Source organism: Gemmatimonadaceae bacterium, from assembly GCA_035633115.1.
Lineage (GTDB): Bacteria > Gemmatimonadota > Gemmatimonadetes > Gemmatimonadales > Gemmatimonadaceae > UBA4720.
In genome coordinates this window covers 48,018-71,602 of the sequence record DASQFN010000122.1, presented here as the reverse complement: position 1 = coordinate 71,602, position 23,585 = coordinate 48,018, and the positions used below count along the sequence as shown (strand labels likewise).

Sequence of the window (23,585 nt, the reverse complement as noted above, 5' to 3'; positions counted from 1 at the left end):
GAGTGCGAATCCTTTTCGCCGGTGGCGGCACCGGCGGACATCTTTATCCCGGCCTTGCAATCGCGCGCGCAATGCGCAGGCTCGATCCTCGCGTCGAGCCGTTCTTTATTGGAGCCATGCGCGGAATCGAGCGACAGGTGCTGCCCACTACTGAATTTCCCCACGAGCTTCTGGACCTGCATCCTCTGTATCGCTCGCAGCCGTGGCTGAACTGGCGAACCGTGAGGGGCGCCGTGAGCGCGTGGCGAAGCGTCTCCCGGATTTCGGCCGCGTCCACACCGGCGTGCATAGTTGGCACGGGGGGGTACGCGTCGGGCATTGCCCTCGCTCACGGCGTCGTTCATCGAAGGCCGATCGCGATTCAGGAGCAGAACAGTTTTCCCGGACTGACGACGCGCTTCTTCAGCCGCTTTGCGCGGCAGGTACACAACGGATTTCCTGAAGCCAGCCGCCACCTCTCGCCCGGCAGTCGCACCCAGATATTTGATACTGGCAATCCGATCGAGCCACCGCCTGCTCCGCTCCCGGACCGCCGGGTGGCGAGAGCGGAATGGGGCTTTCCGGAAGAGGGAGGAAGCGTGATGCTGGTTTACGGCGGGAGCCAGGGTGCGAAGGCGATAAATGAAACGGTGGCGCGCTGGCTGCACTCGCCGGATGCGATTAAGGAGGTATTCATCATCTGGGCGACGGGCGAGCGAAGCTACAGCGAATTTGCCAGTCTGGAGAGCGAGCGCGTGCGAGTCCGTCCGTACCTGGCGCCGATAGCGAAAGCATACGCGGCGGCCGATTTTGCGCTCAGTCGCGGAGGAGCCATGGCTACGGCAGAGCTTTGCGCGTGGGCCATTCCGCCAATCGTGGTCCCGCTCCCGACTGCCGCAGCCGACCACCAAACAGCAAACGCGAAGGCGCTCGCTGCGGCCGGTGCGGCGGAGCTCATTCCTCAGACCGAGCTGACGGCCGAGCGCCTCGATCACGCCGTCCGCACTCTCGTAATAAATCCGACAGCGCTGGCGGAGCGCAGCGCTGCAGCAGCGAGTCGCGCTCGCCCAAAGGCAGCCGAGGATATCGCCCGCCACATACTCGACATGATCGGCGCCGGCGAGACAGTCACTCGATGAGCTACCTTCGTGTGAGATGTGCCCCGTGGATGTGAAAGACCCGTTGCCGGCCAGGACAGGCCCGATTCATTTCGTCGGCATCGCCGGCGCAGGAATGAGCGCGCTGGCTGAGCTGTTCGTGAAGCGCGGTTATCCCGTTACGGGGTGCGACGCGACCCTCGCAACAGCGGACGATCTGAGAGGCCTTGGTATCGAGCTCTTCGAAGGGCACGATCCGGCTCATGTCACTGGCGCCTCCGAGGTCGTCGTCACGTCCGCGGTGCGGCGTGATCACCCTGAGCTCGAGCGCGCGAAAGAGCTGGGCATACCCGTTACCCGCCGCGCGGAGGCTCTTGGACGCGCGGTATCGGGCGGGCAGCTCGTCGCGGTCGCCGGCACTCACGGAAAGACGACGACCACAGTGATGACCACTGAAGCGCTTCGCTCTGCCGGACTGGATCCAACGGGTCTCGCCGGCGGAAGAGTCGGAGCGTGGAACGGAAATCTCATCTCCGGCTCGGACAGGCTGTTCGTCGTCGAAGCTGATGAGTACGACCGCTCCTTTCACGCCTTGTCGCCGACGATCGCCGTGGTCACGAACGTCGAGGAGGATCACCTCGATATCTATCCCGGTGGACTAGGCGAGATCCGCGACGCATTCGCCCGGTTCGCGCGGGGAGCAAACGTCATTGTTCTGTGCGCTGACGACCCTGGAGCGACAACGCTCCCAGTTCCCAGCAGCGCCGAAATCATTCGCTACGGCATCGAGTCATCGGACGCGCGACTGGTTGGATCGAATGTCGAATCGCGAAACGGCGGGTCGGCGTTCAGCGTCCGCTATGACGACGAGGAGCTCGGCGCGGTTGCGCTGCGCGTGCCGGGAATGCACAACATTCGCAACGCTCTCGCGGCGATTGCGTCGGGAATTGCGCTTGGCACCACGCTCGAAGCGATGCGTGCGGGCCTCGAGGCCTTCACCGGTGTTGAGCGTCGGTTCCAGATTCTGGGCGACTTCGCCGGCGTCACACTGGTCGACGACTACGCGCATCACCCGACGGAGATCGAAGCCACGCTGCAGGCGGCTCGTGCGGCATTCCCCGAGCGCAGAATAATCGTTGCGTTCCAGCCCCATCTCTATTCACGGACGCGCGATTTCCACCGCGAATTCGCAAACGCCCTCGGTCTGGCCGACGTCGTCTACCTTTGCGATCTCTATCCGGCGCGCGAGCAGCCCATCGCCGGCGTCACCGCCGGGCTGATCTCCGAATCGATGCTGACGAACGGCCGCGGCCCGGACTGGGAAGGACCGCGCTCCGAGCTTGCCGACGCGATTGCCACGCACGCGCGCGAAGGAGACGTCGTTCTCACCGTCGGCGCGGGTGACATCACGCGAACGGGTGCAGAGCTCCGCCAGCGCCTCGGCAAAAAGTGAGTCCGGCGCCGCTGGATCTCACCGAGATCAGCAAGCCTCGCCCGCGAAAAAGGTGGAGAATCGCGGTAGTGATACTGCTGCTGGTGCTGCTCGCGCCGACTCCCTGGCTCGCGCGTCGCGGCGCTTCGAAGCTTGCCTTTTTCCGCGTCAGCCGGGTGACAGTGGAGGGCACGCGGTACCTCTCGGCTGACACGGTGGTCGCGCGGCTCGCGATAGACACCGTGCATTCCGTGTGGGACGATCCGGCGCCCCTCGAGGACCGCGTTCGCGCGTTGCCCCAGGTCGCTGATGTCTCCGTCTCGAGAAAGCTGCCTGGAACCCTTGTGGTGAAAGTGAGGGAGAATCCGCCGGTGGCACTCGTGCCGGGAGCGCGCGGGCTCGAGGTGGTGGATTCAACAGGGCGCTCACTTCCGATCGACCCGGCCCGTGAAGCGCTCGACTTGCCCATCTCCAATCAGCGCGATCCGGGCCTGATCCGCATGCTCGGCGATGTTCGGGCGCGCCATTCCGTCCTCTATCGCCGCATCAGCGAAGTGTACCGTGATGCATCGGACGACGTCGTCATTCTTCTCACGTCGAACGCTCCGGAATCGCCGCCGGTGCTGCAACCTTCGCGGCCGTCCACGCCAGGCGATTCCACTGTCATCAACAGCGACACCGCAACGTCAGTCGCAGTGAGCGGTCCGCGGATGCTCCGGGTTCGCGCGCGGCTGGGGGTGTCCGCAACCCGCTTGACCGATATCTTTCCCGTGGAATTAGACCTGCGACGGCGCGGTTCCCGTGTCGCCGAGCTAGATCTTCGTTACCGCGATCAGGTTATCGCAAGGCTGCAATGATTCAGGAACGCGTCATCGCCGGGCTCGATATCGGCTCGGCAAAAACCACCGTCGTGATTGCCGAAGCTGTCGGTGAAAGTCACCGTCAGCCCACGCTCAAAGTTCTGGGCGTCGGTCAGGCACGAACGACCGGGTTGAGGCGCGGAATTGTATCGGACATCGAGGAAACCACGCGGTCGATCAAGAAAGCCGTCGAAGATGCAGAGCGGATGGCGGGCACGAAGATCGAGTCGATTTATGCGGGAATCGCCGGCGAGCATGTGCGCGCGATGACGAGCAAGGGAATCGTCGCCGTCAACGGCGAGGAGATATCGAAGGCAGACGTGAACCGCGCAAACGAAGTTGCTCGTGCGCAGCCGGTGCCCCAGGATCGCGAGCTGCTTCACGCGATCCCGCAGGAGTACACCGTCGACAAGAACCAGGGAATACGCGATCCCATCGGAATGGTGGGCACGCGCCTGGAGACGGAGATGTATCTCGTGACGATCGGCAGCTCGCCGGCGACGAATCTCCGCAAGTCAGTCGAGCGTGCGGGCTATTCCGTAAAGGAGCTCGTGCTCGAGCCACTCGCCAGTGCCCTCGCAGTTCTGACCGAGGATGAAAAGGAGCTCGGGGTTGCACTCGTTGAGATGGGAGCAGGGACAACCGACGTCGCGATCTTTCACGAGGGTAAGATCAGGCATCTGGCGACGGTGAACTTCGGTGGCAGCAATGTCACGAACGACATCGTGCAGGGGATTGGCCTGACGCAGGCAGATGCCGAGCGCGTGAAGGAGCGCTACGGCTGCGCATACGAGCCGATGATCGACCCCGACGAGATGATCGAGCTCCCGAGCACGGTCGCGCAGGGACAGCGCCATGTAGCCCGCGAAGTTCTTGCTCACATCATTCACCAACGCATAGACGAGATTTTCTACCTGGTTCATCAGGAGATCGAGCGGGCCGGATACGCCAACAGGCTGAGCGGTGGAGTGGTTATCACGGGCGGAGCAGCGGCAATGGAGGGTGTTGCCGCGCTGGCGACCGATGTTTTCGGGACTGGTGTGAGGATCGGCCAGCCTGCGGAGCACATTGGTGGCCTGGCCGATTCAGTTGACGCGCCCCGGTTTTCGACCGTCGTCGGACTGGCTCTTTACGGCGCCAACAGGGTTGCGCTGGCTGGTGCTTCAGCGGCGGGTAAGCGCCGACCGCTGGCCTCGCCCAACGTGGATCGCCTCGCCCAGCGCGTAAAGACCTGGCTTCAGGACTTTTTCTAGCGCCTCAGCCGAGCGCAACTCTCGACGCGGTCGCGGCTTGAGTTTTTCCACATCATAAAGCTGTCGGGATTCCCATTGTTGTGGGAATCCACGATTTCCGCGTTCAACTCCGAATTCCTGGGAGCCCATCCGATTTTCTATTGGATGGTTTTGGGAAACGCGTATATATTGGCGTTCGTTTTTCCCACCTCAAGGCACCCTCCCGGAGTCCCCGCCAGATGAATTTCGAGTTCGAGGAGAGCACGTCTCAAAACGCTCGCATGAAGGTCGTCGGGATTGGCGGCGGCGGCGGCAATGCAGTCAACCGGATGATCGAGGAGCGCCTCTCCGGGGTGGAGTTCATATCGATAAATACCGACGCTCAGGCACTGCTCAACTCGAAGTCCGACGTGAAGATACAGATAGGTAAGAAGCTAACCCGTGGTCTTGGCGCAGGCGCTCGTCCCGAGATCGGCAAGCAGGCCGTGGAGGAGAACAGGGACGAGGTGTCCCGCGTGCTGACCAATGCGGACCTCGTATTCGTCACCTGCGGGATGGGTGGTGGAACCGGCACGGGCGCTGCGCCGACGGTATGCGAGCTGGCGCGCGCTGCGGGCGCCCTCACGGTTGGAATCGTCACTCGCCCTTTCCTCTTCGAAGGTCGAAAGCGTCTGCGCCAGGCCGAGCTCGGCATCACCGAGATGCGAAAGCACGTTGACACGATGATTGTCGTTCCGAACGAACGGCTGCTTGCCGTCGTCGGGAAGGGAATTCCATTCCATGACGCGCTGAAGAAGGCCGACGAAGTGTTGCTTCACGCAACGCAGGGCATTTCCACTTTGATCACGGTGACTGGACTCGTCAACGTCGATTTTGCCGATGTTCGCACCGTGATGCAGGAGGGCGGCTCGGCGCTTATGGGGACTGGTGTCGGACGCGGCGAGAATCGAGCGACGGATGCGGCGCAGCAGGCGATCGCGAGCCCGCTTCTCGACAACGTCTCCGTTTCCGGGGCAACGGGCGTCCTCGTCAACATCACGGGGGGCGACGATCTCACGCTTGGTGATGTGCACCAGATTGTCGAGATCGTGAAGGACGCCGTCGGCGAGGATGCCGAGATCATTTTCGGCACAGTCAACGAGAAGGCGATGCAGGGCGAGTGTCGAGTCACCGTCATCGCGACCGGCTTTGACAAGAACCCGGCACCGGTGACCGGCTTCACTCCATCGGCGACCTCGACAAACACCATGCCGCGCGGGACTCCGGTCATTCAGCTGCCCATTCAGCGCACTACCACCCGGCCGGTCATTCAGCCTCGCGGCACTCCGCCTCCCGATATTCCCCGCAAAGTGACCCCCATGCCCTCTCCGCCGTCATTGGATAAGCAGGACGGCCAAGGCCAGGATCTCAGCGACATGGAAATCCCGACCTTCATTCGGAGGCAGATGGATTGACCATCCGCACAGCGCGGGTCATTACGTATTCATTCGTTGGGCTGTTCACGTTCTTCGCACTGCGGATGACGCCGCCCATCGCGTCGACGTCGAATGACAGACCGTTCACGCTATTTGCCCCCACGCAGCCCGTCGCAGCTTCGTTGCCGCCGGCCGGAGTCGAGGTCGCGCCCGTCGTCGTCCTCGCGTCGACTGTAGCGAAGATCGATACCGTCACCGTGAGTGGCGTGATTCACTCCAACCTGTCTTCCGCGCTCGACCGCTCACCGGCGTCCGGTCTATCCCGCTCAGAGCGCGCTGAGCTTGCATACTCGCTGGCCGACATCTTCGAGTATCGCGTTGACATGAGCAGGGACCTGCAGTACGGCGACAAGTTCGACGTTCTCGTCGAGCGGCTCCAGCAGCCGAACGGTGCAATTCTGGTGAACAAGATCCTCGGTGCACGCCTCGCGCTTTCCGGCAACGAGGTCGAGGCGATTCTGTTCAAGGGCTCGGGCTCGAATGGTGAGTACTTCGATGCAACGGGTAAGTCTCTTCGCGCTGCGTTTCTCCGCGCGCCGGTCTCGTTCCGCAGGATTTCCAGCATTTTCGGCGGGCGGCGCCATCCGGTGCTCGGCATCTGGCGGCGTCACAAGGGCACCGACTACGCAGCAGCCATGGGAACTCCCGTCAGATCGGTCGGCGACGGGGTCGTGATTTTTGCCGGCAGAAAGGGTGGATACGGAAACGTCATCGACATCCGACACCGCAACGGATTCGTGAGCCGGTACGGTCACCTCCGCGGATTTGCGCGCGGTGTGCGCGGAGGGTCGCGTGTGGCGATTGGAAGCACGATCGGCTACGTCGGCAAGAGCGGGCTCGCAACGGGTCCGCATCTTCATTTCGAGGTTCTCGTCGGCGGCGTTCAGCGCGATCCGCGTGTGGCGCTCAAAATGCAGGGTGGAATGCCCATTGCCTCATCCGAGCGTGGCTTGTTCAACCGCATGCGGTCGCGCACGGTGGCATCGTTCGAGGCGCCTGTCGGAAGCACGAACTAGCGAAGCCTCAGCTGGCTGGTTTACCGCGCAAGGAGCGCGGGGGTGAGCGCGATGATTCGCGCTCTTTTTGTTTTCGAAAAGTTCCGATGACGAGAGGGATGGATCGGTCCAAGTCTGTCGATTGGCGGCTCCCAGCCAGCCTGAGGTTGTTGTAGTGTTCGTCCCTATGCCCTCTATCCGCTGAAATCGATGTCCCGAATTCTTCGCCGGGCAGACGATACCCCGCGTCGCTCGCTGTGGCAGCGCGTAAGAGACGTTGCGATGACCGACGTCAGCTTCTTCACGCAGGCCGGTGTGATTCAGGGCTCGCTCGAGAAGCTGGAGGAGGTTCTCATCGAGGCCGATTTTGGAGTGGCGACCAGCATGCGTCTCGTCGAGAACGTCGAGCAGCAAGCGAAGCGGGGGACCATCAAAACCCAGGAGGAGTTCCTCTCCGCACTCGAGGAGGCCGTCGCGCGATCTCTCGGCGCCGACGGAGACGACACGTCGCTGCAGTTCGCGTCCACAAAGCCAACGGTCATTCTTGTTGTCGGAGTGAACGGTGCTGGCAAGACGACATTCATAGGAAAGCTGTCCGCGCTGATGGCAGCGCGGGGGCGAACTGCGCTGGTAGGCGCCGCGGATACGTTTCGCGCGGGAGCGATCGACCAGCTCCGAATGTGGGCCGAGCGCAGCGGCGCGCGGTTCGTCGGTAGCAAAGCCGGAAGCGACCCGGCGTCGGTTGCATTCAACGCCATCGACGCGGGGGTTACGTACGGCAGCGACGTGGTGATAGTCGACACCGCAGGCAGGCTCCACACCAGCTCGAATCTCATGGACGAGCTGAAGAAGATTCATCGCGTCATCGGCAAGCGTGTTCCCGGTGCGCCGCACGAGACGCTGCTCGTGCTCGACGCTACTATAGGACAGAACGCCGTAGCCCAGGCGCGCACCTTCGCGGCCGCGATTCCCATTACCGGGCTCGTGATGACCAAGCTCGACGGAACTGCCAGGGGAGGAATCGTTCTCGCCGTGCGCGAAGAGCTCGGCGTTCCGGTGAAGTTCATCGGCACCGGCGAGACGATCGCGGACATCGAGCCATTCAACCCTGTGGCGTTCGCGCGCGAGCTCGTAGAGGGTTAACGATTGAGCGAGGGTGAGCGGCGGACGGAGCCGTCCGGCAAGCTGTACCTCGACATGCCTGTCACGTATCTCAAGGGCGTCGGCCCGAGGCGCGCCGAGGCGCTTCGCAGGCTCGGGATTGTCACGGCGCGCGACCTTCTCTTTCATGTCCCGCACCGCTACGAGGACGCGAGCACGGTGAGCCCGATTGCATCGCTCGAGCCCGGCATGGATGCGACCATCATCGGCCGTGTCGTATCCAAGGGGATTATTCCAACGCGCCGACGGCTGCGAATATTTCAGGCTGTCGTCCGCGACGATACAGGCATCATCGAGGCCGCGTGGCCTGGCCAGCCTTTCCTAGACCGCACTATCGCGAAAGACGACACGCTGCTCCTCACCGGCACCGTCCGGTTTTTTCACGGACGGCAGCTCCAGCCGCGCGAGCACGTGAACCTTGGCCAGGAGACCGGCGACCTCATCGAAGGTCGCGTTCTCTCCGTTTACCCCGCGACTGAAGGCCTCTCGTTCAAAGTCATCAGGGGGATAATCGATGCGCAGCTCGATGCGTTGCTGCGCTCGGTAAGCGAGTATCTACCCGCTGAAATCCTTCGGGCGGCCTCGGTGCCGCCGCTCGCGGAAGCGCTCAGCATGGTTCATCGCCCGAAGTCGATTGCCGAAGCAATGCGCGGCCGGGCGCGGCTGGCGTTCGAGGAGCTGCTCTTCGTCCATATCCTCCATCGTCGCGGTAATGCTCTCGCGCGCGCAGCACGGAGCGGCATTGCGTTTCGCAACCGCCGCGACCTGACGAGCAGTCTCAAGAAAAATCTTCCGTACCGTCTCACCGCGGCGCAGAACAGGGCAATCCGCGAGATCTTTGTCGACATGTGCAGCGACCGGAAGATGCATCGGCTGCTGCAGGGCGATGTCGGCAGCGGAAAGACAATTGTCGGGCTCTTTGCGGCGCTGCTTGCGATGGAAAATGGATACCAGGCGGCCATCATGGCCCCCACCGAGCTTCTCGTCGAGCAGCACTACGGAACGCTCTCGCGGCTCCTTGCTCCTCTCGAGATTCAACCGCTCCTGTTGACAGGAGGCATGACGACACGCGACAGGTCGCGCGCGGCGCGAGTAATCGGTTCGACAGCGCCCGCACTCGTCATCGGCACACATGCCCTGGTTCAGGAGAGCACGTCGTTTGGCCGTCTTGGATTTGCTCTGATCGACGAGCAGCACCGGTTCGGCGTCGAGCATCGCGCCCTGCTTGCAGCGAAGGGCGAGCGGCCCGACGTCCTCCTGATGAGTGCGACGCCGATACCCCGTTCCCTCGCTCTCACGGTTTACGGCGATCTGGACGTCAGCACGCTCGACGAGCGGCCGGCTGGACGGCAGCCGGTCACGACGGTCATCAGGCCCGAAAAGGGACGCGACAAGGTTCTCGAGTTCGTGCGGCGCGCGACCGACGAAGGCAGGCAGGCGTACGTCGTATATCCGGTGATCGAGGAGTCCGAGAAGATCGATCTCAAAGCCGCAACAACCATGTTTCAGCGGCTCTCCGAGGGCCCGTTTGCGGGGAAGCTCGTTGCGCTCCTGCACGGGCGGATTTCAACGACGGAGCGCGACGCGACGATGCGCGCGTTCCGCGATGGGTTGATAGATGTTCTCGTGGCGACGACAGTAATCGAGGTCGGCATCGACGTCCCGAATGCGACGGTCGTGCTGATCGAGCATCCCGAGCGGTTCGGATTGTCGCAGCTGCATCAGCTCCGCGGACGCGTCGGCCGCGGGGCCGAAGCATCGTACTGCATCCTTCTCGGCGACTACGGTCCCGACTCGGCGGAGCGGCTGCGGATTTTCGCCGGGACCGAGGACGGATTCGAGATTGCGCGAGCGGACCTTCGGATTCGCGGCATGGGGAATCTCTTCGGAGAAGAGCAGAGCGGATTACCGTCGTTCAGAGTCGCCGATCCAATTCGCGACGAAGCATTGAACATTGTCGCGAGAGAGCAAGCCGAGCGGCTCCTGGCAGAGGATCCGGAGCTTGAATCTCGAGCGAATGAGGGAATCCGCCGAGTTCTTTCCTCCCGCTACTCGCGGGCGTTGCAGCTATTCCGCGTCGGATAAAGCCGCTTCTTCACTGACAGTGAAGAAGCGGTATGCGTTAGCGGCCAGGATTCGCGAGGCGCTTCTTGATTCGCTCGAGCTCGGCATTGGCCCTGGCGAGCTGATCGCGCAGCGCGGCAGTTTCCTCTTCGCGCGAGATGTAGACAGTATCGCGACCGTTCACCTGCTTCGGCACCGCCGCCTGGCGCACCGACTGAAGCACCAGAGCGGTTCGTCGCAGAACCTCGGCTTGTGGCCGGTACCAGATCGCGCCGTCGCTTGCGAGATAGATGTCGAGCGCGCGGATGCCCTGGGCCACCGAGGCGGTGCGGTTTGCGGGATCGACGATATACATGGCGCGCCAGAATGAAATTTCGCGCGCTTCCTGAGTGCCCTGGTTTCGCAAGGCGTAGTCCGACAGGATTCGGTCCGCTGCCGGATAGTCTCCAGCTTCGACCCGCTGGCGGGCCTGCTCGATCGTAGCCGCAAACGCCACTGCGAGTGCGGGTGGCGCTGGCGCCCGCGACCCGCCACAGCCTGCAACGACAAGTGCGATAGCAGCCAAAGCTCTTCGGTTCAAGCGACTTCCTCCACGACGGGGGGCGTGCGGCGGAACGGTGTTCTGCGCGTCACCACGGCCCGGACAGGCAGTGTGATCGTGAACGTGGTACCAACGCCGATACTGCTCGATACCGAAATAGTTCCTCCGTGGGCTTCGACTATTTCCCTTGCAATCGCCAAGCCTAAACCCGTTCCGCGCGCGGAGGACTGAGCCTGGTTGTTCGCCTGGTAGAACTTCTCGAAGATATGTGGAAGCTGCTCCGGCGGGATACCGGCGCCGGAATCCCTCACTGTGATCGAAACCTCGTTGTCCACGCCCTCGACGGCGAGCTCGACGGTTCCACCACGATCCGTGAACTTGAACGCATTCGAGAGAAGGTTACCCAGCACCTCGTTTATGCGATCCTCGTCCCACAGCACGTGCCCGGGCAGATCGTCCCCTCGAACAACGCGGAATGAAATCTCCCTCTGAAGCGCCAGAACCTGGAACGACGACTCGAACGCGTGGAGGAACCTGTCGAGGCCTATCTGCCGACGCTCGAGCTTTCCGCCGCCAGCTTCGAACCTGCTGATATCGAGCAGGCGCTTCACGAGGCGTGTCAGTGTCTGTGCCTGTTTTCCGAGCGTGACACAGATCTCGCGCTGCTTCGGATTCAGCTCACCGTAAATGTTCTCCTGAAGGAGCTCCAGATAGCCGACGATCACGTTTATCGGTGTCTTCAGCTCGTGAGACGCGACGGATACGAACTCGGCTTTTAGCTTGTCGAGCTCAGCGAGCTGTGATGCCATTCTCTGATAGCTGCCGGCAAGGCGTCCGAACTCGTCGGACCGGCTCTCCGCCATCGGAAGCCGGTGCGTGAAGTCGCCGTCCGCCACCGCCCTCATTCCCTTTTCCAGGTCGTGTACAGGCCGGCTGATCGAGCGCGTGAGCCAGATCGCGATCAGCGTGGCCAGGAGAAGGGCGATTGCAAGTGAGCCCGCGGCAGTTCTCTGTGCGTCGACGGTGGCCTCCGCAGTCTGCTGCGCCTTGTCACGCGTTTCTTCACGGAGCTTGGCTTCCGTCTGAGCGATGATGCGCTCGATTGTCTGCATCGCGGGCCGCGTTCGCTGCGCCGAGATGTCCTCCGCCGCAGTGCTGTTGCCTCCCGCGGCCGCAGCGTATTCCGCGTCGGTTGCGGCCCGGAGCGCGAGAATTGCCGTTCGAGTCTCGCCTGGTGGGCTGAGCTTGTATCTGTCGAGAGAATCGCCAATCGCCGCGAGCGCGTCGAGATTGCGCTTCATGCGCGCGAGACTGGCCTCGTCATGCACGAACAACAGCGCGTCTTCGGTTCGTTTGATGTCGTCGGTGACCTGACGGAACCGGCCGAGCTGCAGCGAGCCGGCAAACTCGCGATCGCGCAGGCTTCGCGTAATTCCGTGCACCGTCTCCAGCGATCGGAGCGCCAGCAGCAACGGAACAAGCAGAATTATCGTGATCGATACGATCCCGAGCCCAAGCCTGGTTCGCAGCGTCATACGCTGTTGACACCCCTATAGGCGTGGTCTAGCTTGCCGCGCAATCGCAGTATCCACCCCATCCGCAATGATTCCCCCCCTCCCAACGCCAAGAATAGCCGAGCTCAGCGCTCATGCCGGACACGATGTCCGGCTGCGAGGCTGGGTGACTCATCTGCGCTCATCCGGTAAAGTTGCCTTTATCGTCATGCGCGACGGTAGTGGCACCGTGCAGTGCGTACTCGTGAAAAGTAGTCTTGCACCGGAGGCGTGGGAACGGTTCGATGAGCTTACCCAGGAAACGACGATCGAGGTACAGGGTTCGGTACGCCCTGACGTCCGCGCTCCAGGCGGCTACGAGTTCGCCGTGTCGGACCTCGTCATCATTGGGCGGAGCCCGACTGACTATCCCATCCAGCCAAAGGAGCACGGCGTAGACTTTCTCCTCGACAACCGGCATCTCTGGCTGCGGAGCGAGCGCCAGCGTGCAATAGCGCGGTTGCGCCACGAGATAGAGCAGGGAATCCGCGACTTTTTCCACGACCGCGACTTTCTGCTCGTCGACACACCGATTCTTACCGCTGCCATCGGCGAGCGCAGCGGTCTCTTCGGCACCGAGTACTTCGACGAAGGCACGGCGTATCTCGCGCAGACGGGCCAGCTATACGGAGAGGCTGCCGCGGCGGCGTTTGGCAGGATTTACTGCTTCGGCCCGACATTCCGCGCCGAGAAATCGAAGACGCGGCGCCACCTTACGGAGTTCTGGATGTGCGAGCCGGAAGTCGCATTCAATAATTCCGACGACAACATGCGCCTCCAGGAGGAGTTCATCTCCTATCTCGTCGCGCGATGCCTCGACAAAAGAATGCCCGAGCTCAAGGAGCTCGAGCGCGACGTGAGCAGACTCGAGACAGTGACGATGCCTTTTCCGCGCATCAATTACTCCGACGCGGTCAATACGCTTCAGTCGAAGGGGAGCGCGATTCAGTGGGGTGACGACATGGGAGCGGAAGACGAGACGCTTCTCGTCGAGGGATACGACCGTCCGGTGTTCGTTTTCAATTACCCTAAAGAGGCAAAAGCCTTCTATATGAAGGAGAACCCCGCCGACCCGCGAACGGTGCTGTGCAACGACTGTCTCGCCCCCGAAGGGTACGGGGAAATAATTGGCGGCTCGCAGCGCGAGGACGACTACGACAAGCTGGTCCAGCGAATCAAGGAAGAGAACCTGCCGCTCGAGGCATATAACTGGTATCTCGACTTACGGAAATACGGAACGTTCGTGCACGCGGGATTTGGCCTGGGGCTGGAGAGAACCGTCGCCTGGATCTGCGGTGTGTCTCACCTGCGCGAGACCATCGCGTTTCCGCGCATGATGAATCGCCTTCGACCCTGATCTCACTCGGCGCTTTTCGTTTCTTCCCATAGCGCGTCGAGCTGCTCGAGGCCCGCTTCGCCAATCTCGATGCCGCGCTCGCGGCACATCGCCTCGATATTCCTGAAGCGCTGCTCGAACTTCGAGTTCGCGCGATCGAGCGCCAGCGACGCGTGGACACCGGCCTTCCGGCAAAGATTCACGCACGCGAACAACAGATCGCCGAGCTCGGCTTCAAGAAGGGCATGATCGGGATCTAGCGTTGGCGCCGCACCCGCAGCCAGCGCGGGGCGCCCTTCAAGCTGCTCGCGGACTTCGGAAAGCTCCTCTTCCACTTTGGCTGCCGGACCGCTGACATCCGGCCAGTCGAAGCCCAGCCCCGCCGCCCTGTCCTGCAGCCTGTGCGCGCGGTGCAATGGTGGCAGCGACGCAGGCAAACCGTCGGCAATCGACTCGCGCTTCTTCGCCTTCATGCGCTCCCACGTCTCACGCGCGCCTTCGCCGTCGAACAGATGCGGGTGACGGCCGCGCATCTTGGTGATCAGCGCGTGGGCGACCTCGTTCGCGCCGAATTCGCCGCGCTCTTCCGCGATTACAGAATGAAACAGAACCTGCAGGAGCAGGTCCCCGAGCTCTTCCTTCATCAATGTCGAGCTGCCGTTCCTGATCGCTTCGTCGAGCTCGTGCGCTTCTTCGATCAGATACGGTCGCAGCGACTCGTGAGTCTGCGCCGCGTCCCATTCGCATCGGCGCCGGAGATCGCGCATCAGCTCGAGGGCATCGTTGAGTGTGACCTTGTCGTGCATGCGGCTCCTGCTTTGCTAGATTGCGCGCTGTGAATGGAATTCTAGAGGGCATCTCTTCGACTCGCCAATGATCCACAGACCAGACCGCGCGTGGATGGACGTCGACGTCGGAGCGATTGTGCGCAACGCGCGCACAGCCCAATCTCGCGCGGGCGTCCCGCTCATACCTATGATCAAAGCCGACGCTTACGGACTTGGCGCCGAGCCTGTGGCCAAAGCGCTGGAGGCACTCGATCCGTATGCGTACGGCATCGCCACGATCGCCGAAGGGCGAGCGCTCAGGCGGGCGGGAATCACGCGGCCACTCATTGTGTTTACACCGCTGCTCACGGACGAATACGCTGCAGCACGCCAGCTCGCGCTGACACCGACACTGGGGACCGCGGATGAGATCGAGAAATGGTGCCAGGAGGGAGATCGCAGCGAGTGGCACCTCTCGATCGATACAGGCATGTCTCGCGCGGGAGTTCAATGGCGCGAAACAGGTTCGCTTCGCGCGATCGTCGAGCGACATCCACCGGCCGGGGCGTTCACGCACTTCCATTCGGCCGAGCTCGATGACGGCTCGATGGCGAAGCAGGAGCAGCGCTTTCGCGAAGCGATCGCCACTCTCCCGGCGCGGCCCGCGTGCCTGCATACGGACGCGAGCGCCGCAATCGTCAGACACGGACGCTCGGAATGGGACGCTGTTCGGCCGGGCATCTACCTGTACGGTGTGGGGAGCGCCGCAGGGCCGGCGCTCGATCCGGAGCCGGTTGTGCACGTTCGCGCGCGAATCGTCGAGACGCGCTGGATAGAGCCAGGTGACACCGTGAGCTACGACGCGACTTATGAGGCACTGTCACGACGGAGGATTGCGACGATCCCGATGGGTTATGCGGACGGATATCCGCGATCGCTCAGCAATCGTGGATGGGCCGTCACGCCGGATGGCACGCTGCCAGTAGTCGGATTGGTGACGATGGACATGATCATGCTCGACGTTACCGATTCCGAGTGTCAGGCGGGCGACGAGGTCACTCTGATCGGGTCTGCTGGCAGCGGCCCGCACATTGGCATCGGTGAGCTCGGCGGTCTGGCGGAGATGTCCTACTATGAGCTCATGACCGGCCTCGGGTCGCGGCTCGACCGCTACTACATCGATGAGTGAATCGCGCGTCTCGGCTGCGCGGCCGGTGGGGCGGAACGACTCGATGAAGCGCGCGGCGATCATCGTGCTGGACGGCGTCGGAATCGGTGATGCACCCGACGCCGCCGACTACGGCGACGCGGGCAGCGACACGCTCGGCCACATCGCCACCGCGCTTGGTGGTCTCGACCTGCCGAGTCTCGCCGCATGCGGGCTGGGCAACATGGCGATCATCGACGGCGTAGAGCCGACAGATCACGCGCTCGGTGCCTGGGGACGAATGAACCCCGCTTCGGCGGGCAAGGACAGCACCGCCGGCCACTGGGAGATCGCGGGAGTTCACATAACGCGACCGTTCCCCACATATCCGGACGGATTTCCCGCCGAGGTTCTGGCGCATTTTTCCGAAATCACCGGGCGTGGAATACTGGGCAACCAGGTTGCGAGCGGGACGGAGATCATCGACGCTCTTGGCGCAGAGCACATGCGGACCGGGGACTGGATCGTCTACACTTCGGCCGATTCCGTTTTTCAGATTGCGGCTCACGAGGAGATCGTGCCGCTCGAGGAGCTGTATCGAGCGTCGGAAAACGCTCGCAGGATTCTCGTTTCACCGCACGACGTCTCGCGCGTGATCGCTCGTCCGTTCCTGGGCGTCCCGGGATTTTTCGAGCGGACCCCGAACCGCCGCGACTTCTCGATCGATCCGCCGGAAGAGACCCTTCTGGATGCACTGGCCGCGGCCGGAATAGCCCGCGCGGGAGTCGGCAAGATCGACGATCTCTTTGCGCGACGTTCGATCGTGTCACGGCACACCTCGTCGAACGCGGAAGGAATCGACGCCATTCGCGCGTGGCTCAGGGGGGACGATAGTGGGCTCCTGTTTGCCAACCTAGTAGATTTCGACCAGCTGTACGGGCACCGAAACGATGCTGAGGGGTTCTATCAGGCGCTCCGCGAGTTCGACCGCGCACTGCCCTCGCTCATCTCCCCACTCAAAGAGGACGACCTGCTTTTCATCACCGCTGACCACGGCAACGACCCGACGACCCCATCGACCGACCACGCGCGCGAAAGAGTTCCTCTGCTAGCCATCGGGCCAGTGGTCCGGCCCACCGACCTCGGCATCCGCGGAACCTTTTCAGATCTGGGCGCAACTGTCGGGGAGTGGCTTGGTGTCTCATATCGGGGGGCGGGAAGCTCGTTTCTCTCCGAGCTGCGCGCGTGGTGAGCGACAGCGGTACGAGCGGCGACCGGCTGCGAGACGCAGCCTTCGCCGCGATGGAGAACGCTTACGCGCCGTATTCGCGCTTTCGCGTCGGCGCCGCGATCCTGGCGTCGAGCGGCGAAATCGTGGCCGGATGCAACGTCGAGAACGCCGCATACGGCGAGGCGCTGTGCGCAGAGCGAGTGGCGGTGGCCGCGGCCGTCGCACAGGGCCTCACGAAATTCGAGGAGATTGCCATCGCGAGTGAGTCGGACGAGCCATCACCACCGTGCGGGTCATGCAGGCAGACAATGAGCGAGTTCGCTCCTGACTTGCTCATCCGCAGTTATGCGCGCAACGGCAAGCTGGCAACCTGGCATCTGGCGGAGCTGCTTCCCGAGGCGTTCGACATGAACCATTTACGTGGAAGGCCGTAGTGCGATTTTTTTCTGCCGGAGCTCGCGCTGCCGGCATGCTTTCGATGATCGGCATAGCCGCAGCCTGCACCGAGACTCTCGACACGAGCGCCGGCTGTCCTGATCTCTGCTCGAATCAGCAGGGAATCATCGAGACGATCACCATCGATCCCGTCGTTCTCGATACGTCAGTCTCCGCTGCAACCGGCCTGGGTACCGAGCTCTCGATGCTCCTCGCCTCACGTGGCGACTCGGTCGATTCGCGCGCGGTAATCAGATTCGATTCGATCCCCGAGAGGTACATCAAGTCCCCGACGGACACACCGCAGATATCCGTCGTGGACAGCGCTCGCCTCCGCCTGAGAGTCGACACCGTCGGCGCTAAGCTTCCGGGGCCTATTCTCGTCCAGGCTTATGACGTCAACACGGACGCTCCGGATTCTTTGACGAGCGCCGTCGCCGCACTCTTTACGCCCGATCGTCTCATCGCTTCGAAGACGTTCGCCCCGGCTGACTTCAAGGATTCGATCAATATCGAAATTCCGGGTCCGGCAATCGTGGCGAGGCGTGGGCAGCGACTGCGGATCGGCCTGCGTGCTTCCGGACAAGGATCGATTCAATTCCGGATTTTCTCGGTCGAGGCCGGCGGCGGGGCGCAGCTCTATTTCCGCGCCGACAAGGACACCACGGTGCGGCCGATCATCATGGGGCCGTCGTCGAAAACGCCAACTAATCAGGCGACCATCGCCTTCAGTCTTTCCGACTACACGCTACTCGTGAAAGGCCCGCCGCCGGGTCCGCCCGAGGCCCTGAACGTGGGCGGGCTGCCCGCCCGCCGGGTGTACATGCGGTTCGATGTGCCCAGTTTCATCGGCGACACCGCGCAGATCGTGCGCGCAACGCTGCTCCTCACTCAGCGTCCCGATAGGTCTGGCGAGGTTGGAGATACCGTTCGTGTGCTTGCGAACGTCTCGCTCGCGGCCAAATCCGTGACTGACATCGCGCGGGCCGCGCAGATCACGGCGGGCACGACGCTCGACACGCTCAAGATTTCGCCTGCCGACAGCGGACTCAAAACGCTCGAGGTGGCGCAGGTCATTGCGCTTTGGCGCTCTCAGAACCCGGATCAGACGCCTCGCGCATTGGTTCTCGTGAGCACTACCGAAGGACAGGCTCCCATTCAGGCCAGATTTTTTTCGATCGAGGCTGCTCCAGAGCTTCGACCTCGCCTGCGCATCAGCTACTCGACAAGAAAATCTCGAGGCCTACCATGATTCGCGCGCGCCTGATTCGTGTTGCGTCGCTCTTTGCGGGACTCACTATCGTGGCGACGGGCTCTGTCCGAGCCCAGGGTGCGCTCACGACCCAGGGATTTGGCTATCCCCCGGGAGAATTCAGCACTCGAGCGCTGGGGACCGGGGGAGGTTTGGCGCAATTCGATCCGCAGACGGCGGTGAACCCGGCTTCTATCGCGTCTATGTCCGAGCCCGTGCTCTTTCTCCAGTACGAGCCGGAGTTCCGCCGATTTTCCTCAGGGAGCGAGACGCAGCGTTCGATGGTCTCGCGGTTCCCGCTGGCCGTCGCATCGCTTCCGGTGAGTAGCCGGGGAAGTGTTGCTCTCTCGGTTTCGACGCTGCTCGACCGCTCGTGGGCAACGACGACCACGCGCGAGGAGGACATCGCGGGCGAAATGGCGCTTCTGACTGAGACCGTGACCAGCATCGGAGCGATCAACGATGTGCGTCTTGCGGCTGGATGGATTCCCAGCCGATTGCTTCAGATCGGCGTGGGCGCACACGTATTCGTTGGTCGCAATCGGCTATCGTTTCAGCAGACATTTCCGGACAGTCTTCGCTTCACACCTGTCCAACAGGTATCGGATATCAGCTACACGGGATTCGGCATCTCGGCCGGCGCGATCATTCGCCCGGCGGCCTCGCTTGCCATCGGCATATCCGGGCGCAAAGGTGGCGGCCTCGAGGCGCAATCCGGCGACACGGTCGTCGCGTCAGCCAGCGTTCCTGACAGGTATGGAATTGGCATCTCCTATGAAGGAATCAGCGGCGCAACGCTTGGTGCGCAGGTGGCGCGGGATCAATGGTCGGCGATGAATGGGCTTGGCTCGGAAGAAGCGAGAGCGGTTGACGCGTGGGACGCCGGCGCGGGAATCGAGGCCACGGGTCCGCGGATTCTGGAGCGCGTGGTTCTCATACGCCTCGGCGGCCGCTATCGGACGCTCCCGTTTCTCGCTGCGGGCGGCGAAGTGCGTGAAACCTCGGTTTCAGGCGGACTTGGCGCGCAATTCTCGAGAAACCGCGCGGCGTTCGACGTCACTGTACAGCATGCATGGCGCTCCGCCGAGGCGGCGACGGGCGCGGTGGGCTCAGTCCGCGAGCGCGCTTTCACTCTCAGCTTCGGCCTGCGCGTTCGGCCGTAACGGATGACCGAGCCGGGCGCAGGTTCCTCGCCACTGATCCTCGTGGCCGATGACGTTCCGGCAAACGTAGAGCTCCTGTTCGACCAGCTCAACACGCTCGGGTATCGCACGATCGCAGCGGAGGATGGTCCCTCCGCGCTCGCCGCATGCTTCGAGCACAGCCCTGATCTGTGCATTCTCGACGTGTCGATGCCGGCCGGCGATCTTGGCGTCGACACACGGTCAACCGGCTTCGAGGTTTGCCGGCGCATCAAGCGCGACTCCAGGACAGCGCGTATTCCGGTGATATTCGTCACTGCTCTCAACGACACTGGTGACCGTGTAAAGGGGATCGAGGCGGGCGGCGACGATTTCCTCACCAAGCCTCACAATCGTCTCGTACTCGGCGCGCGCGTCCGCAGCCTGCTCAAGCTGAAGGCCGCTACCGATGCGCTCGAGAACAGCTATCGCAAGCTGCGCGAGCTCGAGAAAGTGCGCGACGATCTCATGAAGATGATCGTGCATGATCTGAAGAGCCCGCTTACCGCGGTTCTGGCGACGCTGGAGATGCTGGGTGACGGCGATTTCGGGGCTCTGAGCGATTCGCAGCGACAGGCGATTGGCGCCGCCGAGGAGAAATCCGAGGACCTGCTCGCTCTGATCGAGGACATACTCGAAGTCGCGCGAATCGAAGAGGCCGCGATCAGTCTGAGCTACACACAGATTGCACCGGCGGCGCTGCTCGCCGAGCTGCTGCATGAGTGGAGTCACCGCTTCCTGCAGGAAGGCACGAAGGCGTCGCTCAGCGTGGACGACGACACGCCGGTGTTCGAGGCCGACAAGGCGTTATTGAAGCGCGTGTTCTGGAATCTCATTCAGAATGCTGTCACGCATTCATCGAGTGCGATCACGCTGTCACTGAGCGCACGGAAGACGCGCGACGGCGTCCTGTTCGCCGTGACCGATAACGGCCCCGGAATTCCGCCCGAGTACCATGAGGTGATCTTCAGAAAATTCGGGCAGGTGGCGGGCTCGCAAGCGCCACGAGTCCGGAGCTCCGGACTGGGACTGACTTTTTGCAAGCTGGTTGTCGACCTGCACGGCGGAATGATCTGGGTGATGAGTCGAGAGGGGGAGGGAAGCTCGTTTTATGTCCAGCTTCCACTGCGGCCTGCAGGACGCCCCGACTCGGCAGCGAGCGACATGATCAGCTCTGAGCGCCCGGCCGTCACGGCCGCTTCGTCGTCCGCATGAGGTTTCTGCTGCGAACATACGGCTGCCGCGCCAATCAGTACGACAGCGAGGCAGTTCGTGCGATGCTGCTTTCAGCCGGAGCTGGCGAAGTCGACGACGCCGAAGACGCGGACATAGCGATCTTCAACAGCTGCTCCGTTACGGCCGCAGCCGAGGCTGAGCTTCGGAAAGGAGTTCGGCGGGCTGCGCGCTCCAACCCTTCGCTGCGCACCGTCGTGATGGGATGTGCACCGGGGCTGTCGATTCGCGACGAGCGCATCGCGCCTCTCCGCACTCTCCCGACAGTATCGGATACGGTCGCCGGCGCAAATCTAAACATGATTGCAGCGACACTCGGCTTGCGAAACGCGCCATCGCCGAGTGGCGCGCGGACGCAGACGGGGGCGCGTGCGCTCCTCCGGATACAGGACGGGTGCGACGAGCATTGCACGTTCTGCGCGACGACGCTTGCACGAGGTTCCAACCGTTCGCGTTCGCTGCACGAGCTCGTGGCTGAGGCACAGCTTCTCGCCGAGTCCCATCCTGAGATAGTTCTGACTGGAATTCACATCGGCTCGTACGGGACAGACACAGGAAGCTCACTCTCTCTCCTCGTCGAGGCGCTCATCAAGGCTATCCCGCTAGTTCGATTCCGATTGTCTTCGCTCGAGGCAACTGAAGTCGACGACCGTCTTCTCGAGCTCCTGGCCGATCCTGCCCGATTGGCGCCCTACCTCCACGCGCCGCTGCAATCGGGGTCTGATCGCGTGCTCAGGCGAATGGGCCGCCATTGGTATACAGCGAGGACGTACGAAGCCCGCATCGAGCGCATCGTCGGCTCGCGACGTGTCTTCGGGCTGGGCGCCGATGTGATCTGCGGGTTTCCCGGAGAAGCCGAAGAAGACCATCATCAGACTCGCGCACTCATCGAGCGGCTCCCATTCACCTCCTTGCACGTCTTCCCCTACTCGGCTCGTCCGGGCGCGGCGGCGTCACGGCTCCGAGGGGAGGTTGCATCGACCGACATCGATCGCAGGTGCTCGGAATTACGTGAGCTCAGCAGGCATAAGTCCGCTGATTACAGGAACTTGCGGGCGGACGGTACGGCCGATGTCGTGGCCATTTCCGCACAGGATGGACTGACCGAGGATCATCTCTCGGTCGCAATAGCAAGCCCTGGAATACGCAGGCGCGATCGGTTTGCCGCGAAACTCTTCGTCAGAAACGCGACGCTTACTGCCACGACCACTGGTAGTTTGGAAGCATGAAGCCGACGGTCGAATCCACCGTTTACATCGAGACCTACGGGTGCCAGATGAATGTCAGCGACTCCGAGCTCATGCTTGGAAAGCTCGCTGCGTCCGGTTATCGGCCGGTGGATGTACCTGAGACCGCCGACGTCATTCTCGTCAACACTTGCGCCATCCGCGAGCACGCCGAGCAGCGTGTGATTGGCAGGCTTGGCGAGATGAAGAGCAGGATGAAGCGCGGGGCCGTGCTCGGCGTAACCGGATGCATGGCTCAACGGCTTGGCCCGCAGATCCTCCAGCGAGCGAGCCATGTGAGCCTGGTCATCGGCCCCGATGGTTATCGCGCGCTGCCCCTGCTTATCGAGAACGCGCGACGGGGTGCGCGTACGAGCTCTACGGACTTCGATCTCGAAGAGCACTACGAGGATTTCTCCGCGCGCCGCTTTGATAGCGTGAAGGCGTGGATTCCGGTCCAGCGCGGGTGCGATTACCGGTGCACCTACTGCATTGTACCGACGACTCGCGGTCCGGAGCGAAGTCGCAGACTCGAAGATGTGGTGCGCGAGACGAAGACCGTGGTCGCCGAAGGCATGACGGAGGTTGTTCTCCTCGGTCAGACCGTGAACTCGTACAACGACGGCAGGTACGATTTCGCCGATCTGCTGCGTGCGGTCGGCGCGGTCGGTGGCCTGAGACGACTTCGCTTCACCAGTCCTCACCCCAATGATTTCAGCGACCGCGTGGTGGCCGCGATGGCTGACACCGATGCGGTGTGCGAGCACGTTCATCTCCCGATGCAATCCGGCTCCTCGGTGGTGCTGAAGCGGATGCTCCGTCGCTATACGCGGGAGAAATACCTCGAGTGTGTCGCGCGTCTGCGCGCTGCCATTCCCGGTCTGGCTCTGACGACGGATGTGATCGTCGGATTCCCGGGCGAAACGGACGACGACTTCGAGGCAACGCTGAGCGCGGTGCGCGAAGTGGGGTTTGAGGATGCCTTCACGTTCAAGTTCTCTCTGCGCGAGGGTACTCCGGCAACGCGTTTTCCTCCCAGCGAGACTGTACCGGATGAAGTTGCCGGCGAGCGACTCGCCCGCCTTATCGACACGGTCCGGTCCGGAGTCAGGGATCGAAATCTCCGCCAGCTCGGGCAGCGGCGCGAAGTGCTGATCGAAAAGGAAGCGCGGCGCGGAGGGTTGCTGCAGGCCCGGACGCGCGATTTCAAGACCGTCATAATACCCGGCGAGCCGAGCATGATCGGCAGTTACGCAACGGTCGAGCTCACCGGGACCACGGGCTCGACGTTCACCGGCGTGCCGGTACGCGAGAGAGCTCCGCTGCCGATGGCGGTCTAAAGAACATTCGCGGGATGCGCGGGTTCGCGCATTTCGCGTTGGCGGCGC

20 protein-coding genes are annotated in these 23,585 nt (G+C 62.7%); 17 read left to right on the top strand and 3 right to left on the bottom strand.

Translation table 11 applies throughout. The annotated features are described in order from the left end of the window. The first annotated feature begins 2 nt into the window (after nt 1-2). From VES88_18925 to recG, 8 genes are all read left to right on the top strand, one after another. Nucleotides 3-1,118 (top strand): UDP-N-acetylglucosamine--N-acetylmuramyl-(pentapeptide) pyrophosphoryl-undecaprenol N-acetylglucosamine transferase, encoded by a 1,116-nt coding sequence (locus VES88_18925; GenBank protein ID HYN83558.1) that lies wholly within the window; start codon nt 3-5, stop codon nt 1,116-1,118. A gap of 31 nt (nt 1,119-1,149) precedes the next feature. Continuing rightward, nucleotides 1,150-2,529, top strand: a complete 1,380-nt coding sequence (gene murC, locus VES88_18920) for a UDP-N-acetylmuramate--L-alanine ligase (protein HYN83557.1) — start codon at nt 1,150-1,152, stop codon at nt 2,527-2,529. After that, a complete protein-coding gene (locus VES88_18915; protein HYN83556.1) occupies nt 2,526-3,365 on the top strand; it encodes an FtsQ-type POTRA domain-containing protein in 840 nt (279 codons plus the stop codon). Before murC ends, VES88_18915 begins: the two co-directional genes overlap by 4 nt. Continuing rightward, complete coding sequence (gene ftsA / locus VES88_18910; GenBank protein HYN83555.1) at nt 3,362-4,621, top strand: cell division protein FtsA; 1,260 nt, start codon at nt 3,362-3,364, stop codon at nt 4,619-4,621. The genes VES88_18915 and ftsA overlap by 4 nt, the downstream gene beginning before the upstream one ends. Before the next feature lie 218 nt (nt 4,622-4,839). Beyond that, complete coding sequence (gene ftsZ / locus VES88_18905) at nt 4,840-6,054, top strand: cell division protein FtsZ (protein ID HYN83554.1); 1,215 nt, start codon at nt 4,840-4,842, stop codon at nt 6,052-6,054. Continuing rightward, complete coding sequence (locus VES88_18900; GenBank protein ID HYN83553.1) at nt 6,051-7,091, top strand: M23 family metallopeptidase; 1,041 nt, start codon at nt 6,051-6,053, stop codon at nt 7,089-7,091. Before ftsZ ends, VES88_18900 begins: the two co-directional genes overlap by 4 nt. Before the next feature lie 189 nt (nt 7,092-7,280). After that, the gene (ftsY, locus tag VES88_18895) at nt 7,281-8,213 is read left to right on the top strand and encodes a signal recognition particle-docking protein FtsY (GenBank protein HYN83552.1); all 933 of its coding nucleotides are present in this window, start codon (nt 7,281-7,283) and stop codon (nt 8,211-8,213) included. A 3-nt stretch (nt 8,214-8,216) separates the two neighbouring features. After that, nucleotides 8,217-10,316 (top strand): ATP-dependent DNA helicase RecG, encoded by a 2,100-nt coding sequence (gene recG, locus VES88_18890; protein ID HYN83551.1) that lies wholly within the window; start codon nt 8,217-8,219, stop codon nt 10,314-10,316. Between the two features lie 37 nt (nt 10,317-10,353). On the opposite strand, the gene VES88_18885 is transcribed toward recG, so the two are convergent. Together VES88_18885 and VES88_18880 are read right to left on the bottom strand one after the other, a co-directional pair. Continuing rightward, nucleotides 10,354-10,875: a hypothetical protein gene (locus VES88_18885; GenBank protein HYN83550.1), complete on the bottom strand. Its 522-nt coding sequence runs from the start codon at nt 10,873-10,875 to the stop codon at nt 10,354-10,356. After that, entirely contained in the window at nt 10,872-12,371 is a 1,500-nt protein-coding gene (locus tag VES88_18880; protein HYN83549.1) for a HAMP domain-containing sensor histidine kinase, read from the bottom strand. Before VES88_18880 ends, VES88_18885 begins: the two co-directional genes overlap by 4 nt. A 67-nt stretch (nt 12,372-12,438) precedes the next feature. On the opposite strand from VES88_18880, the gene asnS reads away from it, so the two are divergent. Then, nucleotides 12,439-13,746 (top strand): asparagine--tRNA ligase, encoded by a 1,308-nt coding sequence (asnS, locus tag VES88_18875; protein HYN83548.1) that lies wholly within the window; start codon nt 12,439-12,441, stop codon nt 13,744-13,746. 2 nt (nt 13,747-13,748) lie between these two features. Here asnS and mazG read toward each other — a convergent pair whose 3' ends face one another. Then, complete coding sequence (mazG, locus tag VES88_18870) at nt 13,749-14,531, bottom strand: nucleoside triphosphate pyrophosphohydrolase (protein HYN83547.1); 783 nt, start codon at nt 14,529-14,531, stop codon at nt 13,749-13,751. Nucleotides 14,532-14,598: 67 nt separating this feature from the next. Here mazG and alr point away from each other — a divergent pair, with 67 nt between their 5' ends. From alr to miaB, 8 genes are read left to right on the top strand one after another with little or no spacing between them, the layout of a single operon-like run. Beyond that, on the top strand, nt 14,599-15,681 hold the full coding sequence (alr, locus tag VES88_18865) for an alanine racemase (protein ID HYN83546.1): 1,083 nt from the start codon (nt 14,599-14,601) through the stop codon (nt 15,679-15,681). Next, on the top strand, nt 15,674-16,891 hold the full coding sequence (locus VES88_18860) for a phosphopentomutase (GenBank protein ID HYN83545.1): 1,218 nt from the start codon (nt 15,674-15,676) through the stop codon (nt 16,889-16,891). Before alr ends, VES88_18860 begins: the two co-directional genes overlap by 8 nt. Beyond that, entirely contained in the window at nt 16,888-17,304 is a 417-nt protein-coding gene (locus VES88_18855) for a cytidine deaminase (protein HYN83544.1), read from the top strand. The genes VES88_18860 and VES88_18855 overlap by 4 nt, the downstream gene beginning before the upstream one ends. Further along, nucleotides 17,304-18,557 carry a hypothetical protein gene (locus tag VES88_18850; protein HYN83543.1) on the top strand — a complete coding sequence of 418 codons (1,254 nt, stop codon included), beginning with the start codon at nt 17,304-17,306 and terminating at the stop codon, nt 18,555-18,557. Before VES88_18855 ends, VES88_18850 begins: the two co-directional genes overlap by 1 nt. Further along, nucleotides 18,554-19,720: a hypothetical protein gene (locus VES88_18845; GenBank protein HYN83542.1), complete on the top strand. Its 1,167-nt coding sequence runs from the start codon at nt 18,554-18,556 to the stop codon at nt 19,718-19,720. The genes VES88_18850 and VES88_18845 overlap by 4 nt, the downstream gene beginning before the upstream one ends. Nucleotides 19,721-19,723: 3 nt before the next feature. Then, nucleotides 19,724-20,953 carry an ATP-binding protein gene (locus VES88_18840; protein HYN83541.1) on the top strand — a complete coding sequence of 410 codons (1,230 nt, stop codon included), beginning with the start codon at nt 19,724-19,726 and terminating at the stop codon, nt 20,951-20,953. Then, nucleotides 20,950-22,200, top strand: coding sequence for a MiaB/RimO family radical SAM methylthiotransferase (locus tag VES88_18835; protein HYN83540.1), 1,251 nt, complete (start codon nt 20,950-20,952; stop codon nt 22,198-22,200). Before VES88_18840 ends, VES88_18835 begins: the two co-directional genes overlap by 4 nt. Further along, nucleotides 22,197-23,537, top strand: coding sequence for a tRNA (N6-isopentenyl adenosine(37)-C2)-methylthiotransferase MiaB (gene miaB / locus VES88_18830; GenBank protein ID HYN83539.1), 1,341 nt, complete (start codon nt 22,197-22,199; stop codon nt 23,535-23,537). The genes VES88_18835 and miaB overlap by 4 nt, the downstream gene beginning before the upstream one ends. The last annotated feature ends 48 nt before the right edge of the window (nt 23,538-23,585 follow it).

What these genes read in the sequence shown, in the direction of transcription:
- ftsA (HYN83555.1), top strand. Translation starts at nt 3,362, where the DNA reads ATGATTCAGGAACGCGTCATCGCCGGGCTCGATATCGGCTCGGCAAAA.
- ftsZ (HYN83554.1), top strand. Translation starts at nt 4,840, where the DNA reads ATGAATTTCGAGTTCGAGGAGAGCACGTCTCAAAACGCTCGCATGAAG.
- ftsY (HYN83552.1), top strand. Translation starts at nt 7,281, where the DNA reads ATGTCCCGAATTCTTCGCCGGGCAGACGATACCCCGCGTCGCTCGCTG.
- VES88_18880 (HYN83549.1), bottom strand. Translation starts at nt 12,371, where the DNA reads ATGACGCTGCGAACCAGGCTTGGGCTCGGGATCGTATCGATCACGATA.
- asnS (HYN83548.1), top strand. Translation starts at nt 12,439, where the DNA reads ATGATTCCCCCCCTCCCAACGCCAAGAATAGCCGAGCTCAGCGCTCAT.
- mazG (HYN83547.1), bottom strand. Translation starts at nt 14,531, where the DNA reads ATGCACGACAAGGTCACACTCAACGATGCCCTCGAGCTGATGCGCGAT.
- alr (HYN83546.1), top strand. Translation starts at nt 14,599, where the DNA reads ATGATCCACAGACCAGACCGCGCGTGGATGGACGTCGACGTCGGAGCG.
- VES88_18860 (HYN83545.1), top strand. Translation starts at nt 15,674, where the DNA reads ATGAGTGAATCGCGCGTCTCGGCTGCGCGGCCGGTGGGGCGGAACGAC.
- VES88_18845 (HYN83542.1), top strand. Translation starts at nt 18,554, where the DNA reads ATGATTCGCGCGCGCCTGATTCGTGTTGCGTCGCTCTTTGCGGGACTC.
- VES88_18840 (HYN83541.1), top strand. Translation starts at nt 19,724, where the DNA reads ATGACCGAGCCGGGCGCAGGTTCCTCGCCACTGATCCTCGTGGCCGAT.
- VES88_18835 (HYN83540.1), top strand. Translation starts at nt 20,950, where the DNA reads ATGAGGTTTCTGCTGCGAACATACGGCTGCCGCGCCAATCAGTACGAC.
- miaB (HYN83539.1), top strand. Translation starts at nt 22,197, where the DNA reads ATGAAGCCGACGGTCGAATCCACCGTTTACATCGAGACCTACGGGTGC.